13 protein-coding genes and 1 other RNA gene are annotated in these 12,842 nt (G+C 62.0%); 7 read left to right on the forward strand and 7 right to left on the reverse strand.

Translation table 11 applies throughout. From position 1 onward, the window contains the following. Positions 1-154: 154 nt before the first annotated feature. A complete protein-coding gene (locus EE36_RS04875; RefSeq protein ID WP_005850037.1) occupies positions 155-664 on the reverse strand; it encodes a cytochrome c family protein in 510 nt (169 codons plus the stop codon). A 132-nt stretch (positions 665-796) separates the two neighbouring features. Between EE36_RS04875 and EE36_RS04880 the strand changes: the two genes are divergently transcribed. Next, the gene (locus tag EE36_RS04880; RefSeq protein WP_005850039.1) at positions 797-1,645 is read left to right on the forward strand and encodes a prephenate dehydratase; all 849 of its coding nucleotides are present in this window, start codon (positions 797-799) and stop codon (positions 1,643-1,645) included. Between the two features lie 20 nt (positions 1,646-1,665). Here the strand turns inward: EE36_RS04880 and EE36_RS04885 are convergent, their stop codons facing one another. Together EE36_RS04885 and nudC are read right to left on the reverse strand one after the other, a co-directional pair. After that, positions 1,666-2,133 (reverse strand): SRPBCC family protein, encoded by a 468-nt coding sequence (locus tag EE36_RS04885; protein WP_005850040.1) that lies wholly within the window; start codon positions 2,131-2,133, stop codon positions 1,666-1,668. A 36-nt stretch (positions 2,134-2,169) separates the two neighbouring features. After that, positions 2,170-3,138, reverse strand: a complete 969-nt coding sequence (gene nudC / locus EE36_RS04890; RefSeq protein WP_005850041.1) for an NAD(+) diphosphatase — start codon at positions 3,136-3,138, stop codon at positions 2,170-2,172. A gap of 148 nt (positions 3,139-3,286) precedes the next feature. On the opposite strand from nudC, the gene ffs reads away from it, so the two are divergent. Then, positions 3,287-3,384: signal recognition particle sRNA small type (gene ffs / locus EE36_RS17295), an RNA gene on the forward strand. Between the two features lie 234 nt (positions 3,385-3,618). On the opposite strand, the gene EE36_RS04895 is transcribed toward ffs, so the two are convergent. Next, entirely contained in the window at positions 3,619-4,464 is an 846-nt protein-coding gene (locus EE36_RS04895) for a neutral zinc metallopeptidase (RefSeq protein ID WP_005850043.1), read from the reverse strand. A 63-nt stretch (positions 4,465-4,527) separates the two neighbouring features. Between EE36_RS04895 and EE36_RS04900 the strand changes: the two genes are divergently transcribed. The 4 genes from EE36_RS04900 (at position 4,528) to recR (ending at position 7,794) form a co-directional block, all read left to right on the forward strand. Next, positions 4,528-4,890 (forward strand): DUF202 domain-containing protein, encoded by a 363-nt coding sequence (locus EE36_RS04900; RefSeq protein WP_005850045.1) that lies wholly within the window; start codon positions 4,528-4,530, stop codon positions 4,888-4,890. Between the two features lie 34 nt (positions 4,891-4,924). Beyond that, positions 4,925-6,673: a DNA polymerase III subunit gamma/tau gene (locus EE36_RS04905; protein ID WP_005850048.1), complete on the forward strand. Its 1,749-nt coding sequence runs from the start codon at positions 4,925-4,927 to the stop codon at positions 6,671-6,673. A 110-nt stretch (positions 6,674-6,783) separates the two neighbouring features. Continuing rightward, positions 6,784-7,128 (forward strand): YbaB/EbfC family nucleoid-associated protein, encoded by a 345-nt coding sequence (locus EE36_RS04910; RefSeq protein WP_005850050.1) that lies wholly within the window; start codon positions 6,784-6,786, stop codon positions 7,126-7,128. A gap of 72 nt (positions 7,129-7,200) precedes the next feature. Beyond that, on the forward strand, positions 7,201-7,794 hold the full coding sequence (gene recR, locus EE36_RS04915) for a recombination mediator RecR (RefSeq protein ID WP_005850052.1): 594 nt from the start codon (positions 7,201-7,203) through the stop codon (positions 7,792-7,794). Positions 7,795-7,806: 12 nt separating this feature from the next. Here recR and EE36_RS04920 read toward each other — a convergent pair whose 3' ends face one another. Genes EE36_RS04920 through EE36_RS04930 form a run of 3 tightly spaced genes read right to left on the reverse strand, consistent with a single transcriptional unit; the run spans position 7,807 to position 10,027 of the window. Further along, positions 7,807-8,754, reverse strand: coding sequence for a 3-hydroxyacyl-CoA dehydrogenase NAD-binding domain-containing protein (locus EE36_RS04920; RefSeq protein ID WP_254655541.1), 948 nt, complete (start codon positions 8,752-8,754; stop codon positions 7,807-7,809). Continuing rightward, a complete protein-coding gene (locus tag EE36_RS04925) occupies positions 8,747-9,325 on the reverse strand; it encodes a histidine phosphatase family protein (RefSeq protein WP_005850056.1) in 579 nt (192 codons plus the stop codon). Before EE36_RS04925 ends, EE36_RS04920 begins: the two co-directional genes overlap by 8 nt. 30 nt (positions 9,326-9,355) lie before the next feature. Beyond that, positions 9,356-10,027, reverse strand: coding sequence for a TetR/AcrR family transcriptional regulator (locus EE36_RS04930; RefSeq protein WP_005850058.1), 672 nt, complete (start codon positions 10,025-10,027; stop codon positions 9,356-9,358). Positions 10,028-10,546: 519 nt separating this feature from the next. On the opposite strand from EE36_RS04930, the gene EE36_RS04935 reads away from it, so the two are divergent. After that, positions 10,547-12,760 (forward strand): NADP-dependent isocitrate dehydrogenase, encoded by a 2,214-nt coding sequence (locus EE36_RS04935; RefSeq protein WP_005850063.1) that lies wholly within the window; start codon positions 10,547-10,549, stop codon positions 12,758-12,760. The last annotated feature ends 82 nt before the right edge of the window (positions 12,761-12,842 follow it).

Raw genomic sequence — 12,842 nt, forward strand, 5'->3', positions numbered from 1 at the left:
AAGGGTCGTCGCGGCAGATCACTGCCGGATACACGCTAACGGCCCGACCGCCCAAGTTACAAGTTGCGAATATGTTACCTGACTGAAAACAGGGCACTTCACAGCAAAAGGCCGCCCACGAGGGGGCGGCCTTGCAATCGGAATATGGGGTGGATCAGTTGTCCAGGCTGTCGAGATAGGCGATCACATTCGCCCGGTCTTCGATCTTGGGCAGACCCGCGAAACCCATCGTAGTGCCTGGTGCGAAACCCGCAGGCTTGGTCAGGAAGGCGTTCAGGTTCTCGGGGGTCCATGTCTCAGCCACTTTCTCAAGCGCGCCGGAGTAGGACGCATACCCGTCAGCGGAATCAACCGGACGCCCGACAACACCGTAAAGGTAGGGACCAACCGCATTCGCACCATCTTCAACCTTGTGACAGGCCGAACATTTGCGGAAAACCTTTTCACCCTTGGCCGGATCAGCGGCCGCCATGATCTCGGCGAAATCGACTTCTTCAGCAGGCTCACCGCCACCAGAGGCGTCTGCCACTTCAATGACATAGCCTTGTTCGCCATGCGCTTCGGCATGATAAAGCTCTTCGCCCGCGAATTTGCCAAGCAGAAGGACAAGCCAAGCGCCAAACAGGCCGGCAGCGATTTTGGTAACGGTCATTGTATCGAACATGCGTGAAGGTCCATCGTTGGTATTCGGGCATCGTATTGCAGGCGTATCTATTGCTTTCCCTTCGTCGGGGCAAGGTGTAGTTACCGCGACCAAACGCCATAGTTGGCAACGGCTTGAAGAAGGATGCCCCTGATGACCAGTAAAACCGCGCCGCGCATCGCTTTTCAAGGTGCTTTGGGGGCCTATAGCCACGAAGCCTGCCTGCAAGCCCGCCCCGACATGATCCCCGTGCCCTGCATGACCTTCGAAGGGGTGATCCGCGCCGTGCGCGAAGGCCGCGCCGATCTGGCGATGCTGCCGGTCGAAAACTCGACCTACGGGCGGGTTGCGGACATCCACCGGCTGCTGCCGCAAAGCGGGCTGCGCATCATCGCAGAGGCTTTCGTGCGCGTGCGCATCAGCCTGATGGCCCATGACGGCGTGAAGCTCGAAGACATCAAACACGTGCGCGCGCATATGGTGCTGATCCCGCAGGCGCGCAGCTGGCTAGACGCCCATGGCATCACCTCAGAGGCAGCGGCGGACAGCGCAGGGGCTGCGGCAGATCTTGCAGTGTCGGAGGAACGCGATGTCGGTGTGCTGGCAAGCGAGGTCGCGGCGGATATTCACGGGCTCAAGGTGCTGGCCCGCGACATCGAGGATCTGGACCATAACACCACCCGCTTTTTGCTGATGTCGCCCGAGCTGGACCGGACCCGCCGTGCGGAAAACATGCTGACCACCTTTGTCTTTCAGGTGCGCAACATCCCGGCAGCGCTTTACAAGGCCATGGGCGGTTTCGCGACCAATGGCGTCAACATGACCAAGCTGGAAAGCTACATGGCGGGCGGGTCGTTCACGGCGACACAGTTCTATGCCGATATCGAAGGCCACCCCGAAGACCCCGCCGTCGCCCGCGCGCTGGAGGAGTTGGCGCATTTCACCAACTTCATCGATATTCTGGGCGTCTACCCCGCGCATCCCGACCGTCACGGCCAGTAAACGCGGCAACCACCGCCCCCCTAGCGGGGTTTGTGGTAGCGGTCTTCCATGTCCTTGGCATAGTCGCCGACACGTTTCTTGAACTTCTTGGTCAGCGAGTTTTTGGCCAGCTTCAACGACTGCACCAGCAGACGGGCCGACAGGTTTTGCGGCTTGAGCTCTAGCGCGACCATGATGCGGGTGCGGCTGCGTGACAGGGCGACGAGATCAAAGCTCATGTCGCCGGTCAACCCCTGCGAACGGGTGTTCAGCTTCATTTCGGTCGGGCGGTCAAAACGGTCCATCTCGACCTGAAGCTCGCGTCGTTTGCCGCGCATGTCAAAGGCAGCTTCCCACTGCATCCCCGGCCCCGCTTCTGCGAGCCGGTCCACGCGCTGCACCTCTGCGCCGCGGCGCATGGCGGCGCGTTCGAACTGGTCAAATTCGCACAGCATGTCGAATACCGCATCAATCGGCGCGTCGATGTCTTCTTTGGTGGAAAATTTCATGTTCTGCCTTGTTCGTCGTCTTTCCCGAAGGTTGCCTTAATCCAGCGTATCCGCAAGCCAGTTTTCCAGCAGGAAATGCGCAATCGCCCCCTTTCGGGCCGGTTTGATCTTGGGGTGTTGCCCAGCAAAGACATCCATCATGTCCTCTTTCGACACCCAAAGGGCCTCTTCGATCTCTTTGGGGTCGATGGTGATCTCGTGGCTTGTCGCCTCTCCGGCGCAGCCGAACATGAGCGACGCGGGAAAGGGCCAAGGTTGGCTCGCAAGATAGCTGACCTGACCGACCTGCACGCCCGCCTCTTCAAACACCTCGCGGCGCACGGCAGCTTCGAGCGTTTCACCCGGTTCAACAAACCCAGCCAGAAGCGAGAACATCCCCTCGGGCCAGCCCGGGGACCGCCCCATCAAGACAGAGCTGCCGTGGGTAATCAGCATGATCACAACCGGATCGGTGCGCGGAAAATGCGACGCGCGACACGCGGGGCAGTTGCGTTGCCAGCCTGCGTCATTCACCACGGTTTCAAAGCCGCAGCGGGCGCAGTAGCCGTGGTTTTCGTGCCACGCCAGAATGGCCTTGCCGGTCGCGGCGAGTTCGGCGTCACGCGGGCTGAGCCATGTCATCACGCGGCGCATTTCGACGAAAGCATAGTCGGACGGCAACATCGGGTGGCGCTGTTCGCTTTGATCCACGAAAGACCCCAGTTGGCGCGGGTCGAAGTCATCGGGCATCCACGGCGACAGGTCATAGGCAAAACGCGCGGCCCCCTCTTCGCGCCCCAGCAAGATCGGAGCAGAGCCGGCATCCGCCAGAACGGGGTGATCCAGTGGCAAACGCACAACAGACGCGGGGCGCGCGGGGTCGATCAGGACCTTACCCCGCCAGAATAGAATGGCGCGGGCGGCATCATCGGCGCGCAATGCGGCCACGGCCTCCTTGTCGGCGCGAACCTCTCCGGCGCGGTCAAGCGCTGACCCTCCGAAAGTGACCGTCTCGGCGTGCTTCATGCGTATCCTCCCGTTTGCGTGCACCATGCCTATTGGCCAAACCGCGCGATGCCAAGGCTGCATGGCGCCGTGCCCGTTAAAAACGCCCGAGATAAAATCGCCTTTGGGCCCGTCTTGCATCCCATCCGGCCCTATACTATATGGGCAGTGAGAGGTTGGTGCGGGCAGGTGCCTCGCCAACCCGGTCAGATCCGGAAGGAAGCAGCCGTAACGAGACCCACTTGGGTCGTTATCAGCCTCTCACCCCAGCGTATTTTGCGCAGCAAAATACGCGTCGCCCCGCAGGGTCATCCAAAGGATGGCCCGAGAGGGGCAGCCCCCGCCCCCAGATATTTCCGCAGTGCCTTATTGCTCCGCAGCGCCTCCATGCGTTTGGCTATCGGCATTTCGGCAAAGCCACAGGCAACAGGTCAGGTTACCCATGGGTAACTTAACCTGTTGTTTATACTCATTATTTTTCCGTTATAGCACCGAACGCTGTTACAGCTGCTCTGCCGCGAAAGTGTCGCATTGGCCAACCTGACCGCTGTCGAACCCGCGCTGGAACCAGCTGGAGCGCTGCTCGGACGTGCCGTGGGTAAAGGTGTGGGGCTGGGGGACGCGACCGGCCTGACGTTGCAGGTGGTCATCGCCGATCTTGCGCGCGGCGTTCAATGCCTCGTCCAGATCGCCCCGCTCCATCAGACCTTTGACGTTCTTGGCCCAGATGCCCGAAAAACAATCGGCCATCAGCTCGAGCCGTACGGTCAGGGCGTTCGCCTCGGCGGTCGAGGATTGGCGGCGCAGCGCATCGACCTTGGGCAGGATGCCCAGTTCGTTCTGGACGTGGTGGGCGACCTCGTGGGCAATCACATAGGCGGCGGCGAAATCCCCGCCTGCCCCCATGCGCTGCGCCAGAAGATCAAAGAATTGCGTGTCGATATAAGCCTTTTCATCCGCAGGGCAGTAGAACGGCCCCGTCGCGCCAGAGGCCCCGCCACAGGCACTTTGCGTGACGTTGGAAAAGACAACGAGCTTGGGCGGCACATATTCGCGACCCAACTGCTGCGGGAAAATCTCGCCCCAGACATCTTCGGTGGTGGCCAGCACCTGCGCGGTGAACTGCGTGGCCTGCGCGTCAGAGTCAGAGACCGGCGCGCCCTGCTGGGTTTGCGGCGCGCCGCCCCCGTTCAGCAAGGGCGATACGTCGATGCCGGTGAAATAGCCGATCGCCAGCACCGCCAAAACGCCGACGATCCCCAGACCGCCCGCACGCCCGGCACCGCCCCCGCGCCCGCCGCGGCGGACCTCAACGTTTTTGCTTCTTCTGATGCCGCGCAACCGCATAAATCTGTCCCCGTTATGTCAAATATTATTGTCAGCGTAACGCGCGACGCGCACAATAGTTCAATGAATAAAAGCAATGATCTGGCCGAGAACCGCACCGACTGGGCCGAAGACCGTACGATTTTGGCGAACGAGCGCACCTTTGCAGGGTGGATGCGCACGGGGATGGCGTCGCTTGCGGTGGCGATCGGGCTCAAGGCGGTGTTCGGTGATTTTGACCCGACCTGGGCTGCGAAAAGCGTGGCGACGATCTTTGTCGTCGCGGCGGTCTATATTTTCTGGGCGGCCCATGATGCGGCGACCAAGACGCTGGACCGGCTGAACGACCACCATGCCAATGCGCAACCCAATGCGCGGATGAAGACGCTGGCGGTGATTTTCAGCTTTGCCTCGGTTGCGGTTGGCGGCATCCTTTGGATGCTCTAGGTTCAGGGCTTCAATCGAATCTTGCAGGATCGTCATGACAGCACCCTCTGCCTATCGCGTATTGGCCCGCAAATACCGGCCTGAAACCTTTGCCGATCTGGTCGGGCAGGACGCGATGGTGCGCACGCTGAAAAACGCGTTCGAGGCGGACCGCATTGCGCAGGCGTTTATCATGACCGGCATCCGCGGGACCGGTAAAACGACGACGGCGCGGATCATTGCCAAGGGGATGAACTGCATCGGGCCGGACGGCAATGGCGGGCCGACGACGGAACCCTGCGGGGTCTGCGAACATTGCGTCGCCATCATGGAGGGCCGCCACGTCGACGTGATGGAGATGGACGCCGCATCGAACACCGGCGTCGGCAATATCCGCGAGATTATCGACAGCGTGCATTACCGCGCGGCCTCGGCCCGGTACAAAGTCTATATCATCGATGAGGTGCACATGCTGTCGACCGGCGCGTTCAACGCGCTGCTGAAGACGCTTGAGGAACCGCCAGAGCACGTCAAATTCATCTTCGCCACGACCGAGATCCGCAAGGTGCCCGTGACCGTGCTGTCGCGCTGCCAACGCTTTGATTTGCGCCGGATCGAACCCGAGGTGATGATCGCGCTGATGCGCAAGATCGCCACCGCCGAAGGGGCCGAGATTGCGGAGGATGCGCTGGCGCTGATCACCCGTGCCGCCGAAGGGTCGGCACGCGATGCCACGTCCTTGCTGGATCAAGCGATCAGCCACGGGGCGGGCGAAACGACGGCGGTGCAGGTGCGTGCGATGCTGGGGCTGGCGGATCGCGGGCGGGTGCTGGACCTGTTCGATATGATCCTGCGCGGCGATGCGGCCGGCGCGCTGGACGAGCTGGGCAACCAGTATTCCGACGGGGCCGACCCGATGGCCGTGCTGCGCGATCTGGCCGAGATCACCCATTGGGTATCGGTGGTCAAGATCACCCCCGATGCCGCCGAAGATCCCACCGTCTCGCCCGAGGAACGCAGCCGTGGCGTCACCATGGCGGAAACCCTGCCGATGCGCGTGCTGACCCGTCTGTGGCAGATGTTGCTGAAAGCGCTGGACGAGGTGGCAAGCGCGCCCAATGCGATGATGGCCGCCGAGATGGCCGTGATCCGCCTGACCCATGTCGCCGATCTGCCCAGCCCTGAAGAGCTTGCCCGCAAGCTGGCCAATACCACGCCCCCGCCCGCCCCGCCGCAGGGTCCGGGCGGCGGTGCCGCCGTGCCCGCCGGGGGTGGATCGACCAGCGCTATGGGCAGCCAGCAGATGTCGGGCGGGCCTGCGGGCGGCGCGACGATGGCGGCACTTGCCCCGGCGGTGGCGCAGGCTTTGGCGCACTACCCGACGTTTGAACATGTGGTCGAGCTGATCCGCAGCAACCGTGACGTGAAGCTGTTGGTGGAGGTCGAAACCTCGGTCCGACTGGCGGCCTATCAACCGGGGCGGATCGAATTCACCCCCACCGACAGCGCCCCCCGCGATCTGGCGCAGCGTCTTGGCACGCGGCTGCAACTGTGGACCGGCAACCGCTGGGCTGTGACCATCGTGGGCGACAGCAGCGCCAAAACCATCGCCGAGATCCGCGACGCCAAGGAAAACGCGCTGAAATCGCAGGCGGAAAACCACCCGCTGATGCAGGCCGTCATGGCGAGCTTTCCCGGGGCCAAGATCCTGTCGATCCGCACGCCCGAGGAAATCGCCGCCGCCGCCGTGTCCGAAGCGCTGCCCGAGGTCGAAGACGAATGGGACCCTTTCGAGGACGACTGACCCCGCCTGCCCCTGCTCTGCCCGCGACCTGTCCACGCCGGGGCACCCCTTGTCGGGGGGCGGCAAAGACCGCATATACATAAGCAAGTAAAGCTACAGGAGACGACCACATGCTTAAAGGTTTGGGTGCCATGGGTGACATGGCCAAGATGATGAAGACGGCACAGCAGATGCAGGGCAAAATGGCGCAGCTGCAAGAAGACATGCACAATATCATCGTCGAAGGGGAATCCGGTGCCGGTCTGGTCAAGGCGACCTGCACCGCCAAGGGCGAGCTGAAGTCGCTGGATATCGATCCGTCGATCTTCAACGGCGACGAGAAAGAAGTCGTCGAGGACCTGATCCTCGCCGCGATCAAGGACGCGCAGACCAAAGCCACCGACCGCGCCCAGTCCGAGATGAGCAAGCTGACCGAAGGCATGGGTCTGCCCGCGGATATGAAGCTGCCGTTCTGATCCTTCCAAATGGGGTTAAATCCTCGCCGAAGGCATTAAACTCTTTCACACCAACGCCATGGGGGTCCACAGATGAGCAGCACACGCGACATTGATGCGCTCATCGACCTGATGGCGCGGCTGCCCGGATTGGGGCCACGCTCGGCCCGCCGGGCGGTGCTGCACCTGATCCGCAAGCGCGCGCTGTTGCTGACCCCTTTGGCCGATATGATGCAGACCGTGGCGGCAACGGCGCGCGAATGCATCAACTGCGGCAATGTGGGGACCGCCGATATCTGCGACATCTGCACGTCGGAAAAACGCGCCAATGGCGAGATTTGCGTGGTCGAGGATGTTGCCGATCTGTGGGCGATGGAGCGGTCGGGCGTGTTCAAGGGGCGTTATCATGTGCTGGGTGGCACGCTGTCGGCGCTGGATGCCATTGGCCCGCAGGAATTGCGCATCCCCCGGCTGATGGACCGTGTGCGCGACGAGGCCGTGTCGGAGGTTATTCTGGCGCTGAACGCCACAATCGACGGGCAGACCACGGCGCATTATATCGCGGACCAGCTTGAGGGTCAGGTGCGGTTGACCTCTCTGGCACAGGGTGTGCCGATCGGCGGGGAGCTTGATTACCTTGACGATGGGACGATCACCGCAGCGATGCGCGCGCGCAAGTCGATCTAGGGCCACGTGGCCTCAGGCTTTCCGATCCGCCAGCCGTTTGCGCATCTGTGCAAGTTCAATCAGGGCGGCGTCGCGTTCGGCCTCTAGCTGGGCGATGCTGCGGCCTGCGGCCTCAATGTTCACCCCGTCGACCAGACGCGCGCATGTCTCGGCGTCGAGCGTAGGCGCGCCGAGATTATCCCAACGTTTCTGCTGGCTTGGCCCGAGATGTGCCAGATAGCCCGCCATGCCCCCGGCGCCCCCGCCAAGGTGATAGGCCATATGCGCCCCCAGCACCGACCAGCGCAGCCCCGGGCCGTTGACCAGCGCCTGATCCACCGCGTCGACATCGGCGATGCCCTCGGCGACGATATGCACCGCCTCGCGCCAGAGCGCCGAGGACAGCCGGTTAGCAATATGCCCCACCGCATCTTTTTTCAGCCGCACGGGCGCAGAGCCGAGGCTGCGGTAGAACCCTTCGGCCCAGTCGAGCACCTGAGGATCGGGGCCGTAGATTTCGACCAGCGGCACCAGATGGGGCGGATTGAAGGGATGTGCGGTGATCAGCCGGTCGGGGTGCTGCATCCCCGGCACAAGATCCGACCACGGGTGCGCCGAGGTGCTGGAGGCGATAATCACATCCGGCGCGACGATGCTTTCGATCTGTGCGTAAAGCTGGTGTTTCAGCGGCACGTTCTCGGGCGCGTTTTCCTGGATCAGCACCACGTCTTGCAGGGCGTCTTGCAAACTCTCGTGGGTTGAAAGCGCGCCTTGGCGGGCCGCCCCCGCCGAGATTTCTTGCAGTTGCGCCAAGGGGCCCGCCACGCGGGCGGCGAAACCGTCGCGGGCACCTGTGTCAGGGTCCCACGCGCGGACGCTGTGGCCTGCGTGCTGGAACAGCGCGGCCCAGCTTGCGCCGATCAATCCGCAGCCGATGACGGCCACGGTGCAGGGGGGCATCATCGTGGTCGTGTCAGTCAACCGACAGCACCGTTTCCTGACCGTTTTCAAGCACATAGACGCAGCCCTGCCGGTTTGACAACTGGCCCAGCTCGGCGCGGCTCAACCCGCAGAGCGCGCCGCGCAAAAGCTGGCCGCTGAGCCCGTGAGCGACCACGACGGTGGGTTCGGTCAGCGTGTCGACAAAGGCATTCACCCGCGCCTGAAACACGTCAAAGCCTTCGCCACCGGGAGCGGCGCAATAGAATTCCATGTGGGGGCTTTGCGCCGTGATGCCTTCGGGGAGGTTCTTGAAGATATCGGCGCGCAGGTGGCCTTCCCAATCGCCGGCGAAGATCTCTTTCAGGCGGTCGTCGGTCTGGTAGTCCCGCCCGCCAAGGGCGATATCCGCGGTCTGGCGCGTGCGTTTGAGCGGCGACACGATGCAGGGCGGGTTATCCGCAAGGATCGGGGCCATCAGCTCGGCCTGCTGCTGCGCATGGACCCTGCCCCGTTCGGAGAGCACGGATTCGGTCTGGCCCTGCACCCTCCCTTCTGCGTTCCATTCGGTTTCACCGTGCCGCAGGAACCAGACTTTGGGATAGGATTTCATGACGTGGGGCCTTTTATCGCGTTGAGTTGCCTAGCACTTTGGCTCAAGCGCGCGCAGAACGCCACCCACACAAAAATCAAGCAAGAGCGGGCGATACACCATAGGGCTTTCGCGCCGATCACTTTGCGACAGGCCCGCAATGCGGATGCCACTTGCGACGATGGAGACCATCGAGGACACGGTCAGCGACAGCACCGCCGCAAGCTGTTCACGGTCGGCATCAGGACGCAGACGCGCCATCTCATCAAGGTAGATAGAGGCAACGCGATCATAAAGCGGCCCTGCCTCGCGGTAATAGCGTTCGTCAGACATGATCCGCGCCACCAACTGCGCATAGGCCCGCCATTGCGGATCCCCGCGCGAGGCGATTTCGAGATACGGGGTGACATAGGCATCGATCAGCGTCTCCAGCGTGAGCCGCTCTGTCGATTTGAGCGCATCGAGCCGCGCCATGCGCATGGCGTTGAGCGTTTCGACCCGCCGTTTCAGCACGGTCACGAAAAGCTCTTGCTTTGTTCCCCCGTGAAAGCCGACCACCCCCAGCGTGACTTCGGCCTCGCGCGCGATCCGGCGGATGCTGACCGCATCAAAGCCAAGCTCGGCGAAGCACCGCTCTGCCGCGTCGAGCACGCGTTCGCGGGTGATCTCGCCGCGTGCAACGCGACCATCCTTGCTTGTGCCGTCTTCCTTGCGGTCCGTCATGACACCCCGGTCCCTCTGATCAGGCCATCAAGGTGCATGACCTGCGCGTTGCGCGGTCCGGCAGTGGTCACACATACCCCGCAGTTGATATTATTGCGGCGCTTCAGCATTTTTTACAAACTTTATCAAAAATCAAAGTAAACCAGTTCGTTGCCTCGGGATTTGGGTGCGCTTAGCGACATCGGCTTTGGTTTGCGACCAAGAATTGCACCGAATCACCTGTTACCAGAGGGCACATCCCCCTGATGGTTGAACAAATGGGCAGTGCGACACGGTATAGGCTAACTGACCGCACTTACCGCGTGTGTGAGCGTTAACGGTATCAACCCCGCTCGACCCAAGGAGAGGCGAGTGATTCGTTTTGCAATGCTGCGGGAGGCGCTATGTGATGTCTTGGGCATCGCCCTGCGCGTTTCGCCGCCGCTGGCCGCAGTTTCGCGGCCTTCGCGACGCGGGGGAGGTGGATATTTCAAACTAAGTGTACTATCGCATACCAAACTTCAGGAAAGGCTGGATACCATGGCTGAGACACAGACACCCGACATCATTTACACGCAGGTCGATGAGGCCCCCGAACTGGCAAGCTATTCGCTGCTGCCGATCATCCGCAGCTTTGCCGATGCGGCAGGGGTTTCTGTGGGCACCCGTGATATCTCTTTGTCGGGGCGTATTCTGGCGGCCTTCCCCGACGCGCTGACCGAGGCGCAAAAACAGTCCGACGATCTGGCGATCCTGGGCGATCTGGTGAAAACGCCCGACGCCAATGTGATCAAACTACCGAATATCTCTGCCTCGGTGCCGCAGCTGGTGGCCGCGATCAAGGAATTGCAGGGTCAGGGCTATGCGCTGCCCGATTATCCCGAAGCGCCAAGCACCGACGCGGAAAAGAAAGCCCGCGCGGCCTATGACGCGATCAAGGGCTCTGCGGTGAACCCCGTTCTGCGCGAAGGCAACTCGGACCGTCGCGCGGCCAATGCGGTCAAGAAATACGCGATGGCGAACCCCCATTCGATGGGTACATGGTCCAAGGACAGCAAAACCAAAGTATCGTCGATGTCGGGCGGTGATTTCTTCTCGAACGAGAAATCCCTGACGCTGACCGAGGCGCAGGCCGGTGCGGCCAAGATCGTGCATGTTGCCGCCGACGGGACCGAGACCGTGTTGAAGGATGGCGTTTCTTTCCCCGCGGGCACTGTGGTCGACACCACCTTCATGTCTGCCAAGGCGCTGGACAAATTCCTGGCCGAGCAGATCGAAGAGACCAAGAAATACGGCACGCTGTTCTCGTTGCATATGAAAGCGACGATGATGAAAGTGTCGGACCCGATCATCTTTGGCCACGCTGTGCGGGAATATCTGAAGCCCGTCTTTGACACATACGGTGACGAGCTGAAGGCGGCGGGTGTGAACCCGAACGCAGGCATCGGCGACATGATCGAGCGGATCAAGGACAATGCCGAGATCACCCAAGCCGTCAAAGACGCGATGGATGCACGCCCGCCGATGTATATGGTGAATTCGGACAAAGGGATCACCAACCTGCACGTGCCATCCGACGTGATCATCGACGCGTCCATGCCCGCGCTGATCCGCGCTGGCGGCAAGGGCTGGGGCCCCGACAACAAGGAACACGACACCAACTGCGTGATCCCCGACAACTCATATGCCCCTGTCTATGAAGAAAGCATTAATTACTTCAAGGAAACCGGCGCGCTGGACCCGACGACCTCGGGCACGGTGCAGAACATCGGGTTGATGGCGCAAAAGGCCGAGGAATACGGGTCGCACCCCACCACCTTCGAGATCCCCGCGGATGGCACCGTGAAAATGATCGCCGCCAATGGCGACGTGATTTCCGAGCACAGCGTCGAAGCGAACGACATCTGGCGCGCGGCCTCGGCCCGCAAGGCCCCGATCGAGGACTGGGTGCAGCTGGCCATCGACCGTCAGAAAGCCGAAGGCTGCGAGGCGATCTTCTGGCTGGACGAGAACCGCGCCCACGACGCAGAGCTGATCGCCTATGTGAAGCCGATCCTTGAAGCCAAGGGCGTGGCCGACAAGTTCCAGATCATGTCCCCCGCCAAGGCCACGCGCCAGACGCTTGAGACAATCCGCAAGGGCGAGAATTCGATCGCGATCACCGGCAACGTGCTGCGCGACTATCTGACCGACCTGTTCCCCATTCTGGAACTGGGCACCTCGGCCAAGATGTTGTCGATCGTCAAGCTGATGCAGGGCGGTGGCTTGTTTGAAACGGGCGCGGGCGGGTCTGCCCCCAAGCACGTGCAGCAGCTTGTTGAAGAAAACCACCTGCGGTGGGACAGCCTGGGCGAGTTCTGTGCGCTTGGGGAGAGCCTCAAGTTCCTCGCGGACCAGAAGGACAATGCCAAGGCCGCCGTCCTGGGCAAAGCCGTAGATGCCGCGACCCAAGGCATTCTGGACAACAACAAATCGCCATCGCGCAAAGTGGGCGAGCCGGACAACCGCGCCAGCCACTATTACTTTGCCCTTTACTGGGCGCAGGCGCTGGCCAGCCAGAGCGACGACGCCGCATTGGCCGAGCATTTTGCCCCCATCGCCGAAAAACTGGCGGCGAATGAGGACAAGATCATGGCCGAGCTGGCAGAGGTTCAGGGCAAGCCTGTCGATCTGGGCGGGTACTTCCATTCGGACCCCGCCAAGACCGAAGCGGTGATGCGCCCCTCGGCCACGTTGAACGCCATCATCGGCTAAGACACCACAGCATCGCGACCTATCCGCCCCGTCCTTTTGCAAAAGGGCGGGGCGTTTTCTTTGGGAACCATTCGCAGGCACT

The sequence above is a fragment of the Sulfitobacter sp. EE-36 genome (genome assembly GCF_000152605.1).
Classification (GTDB): domain Bacteria; phylum Pseudomonadota; class Alphaproteobacteria; order Rhodobacterales; family Rhodobacteraceae; genus Sulfitobacter; species Sulfitobacter pontiacus.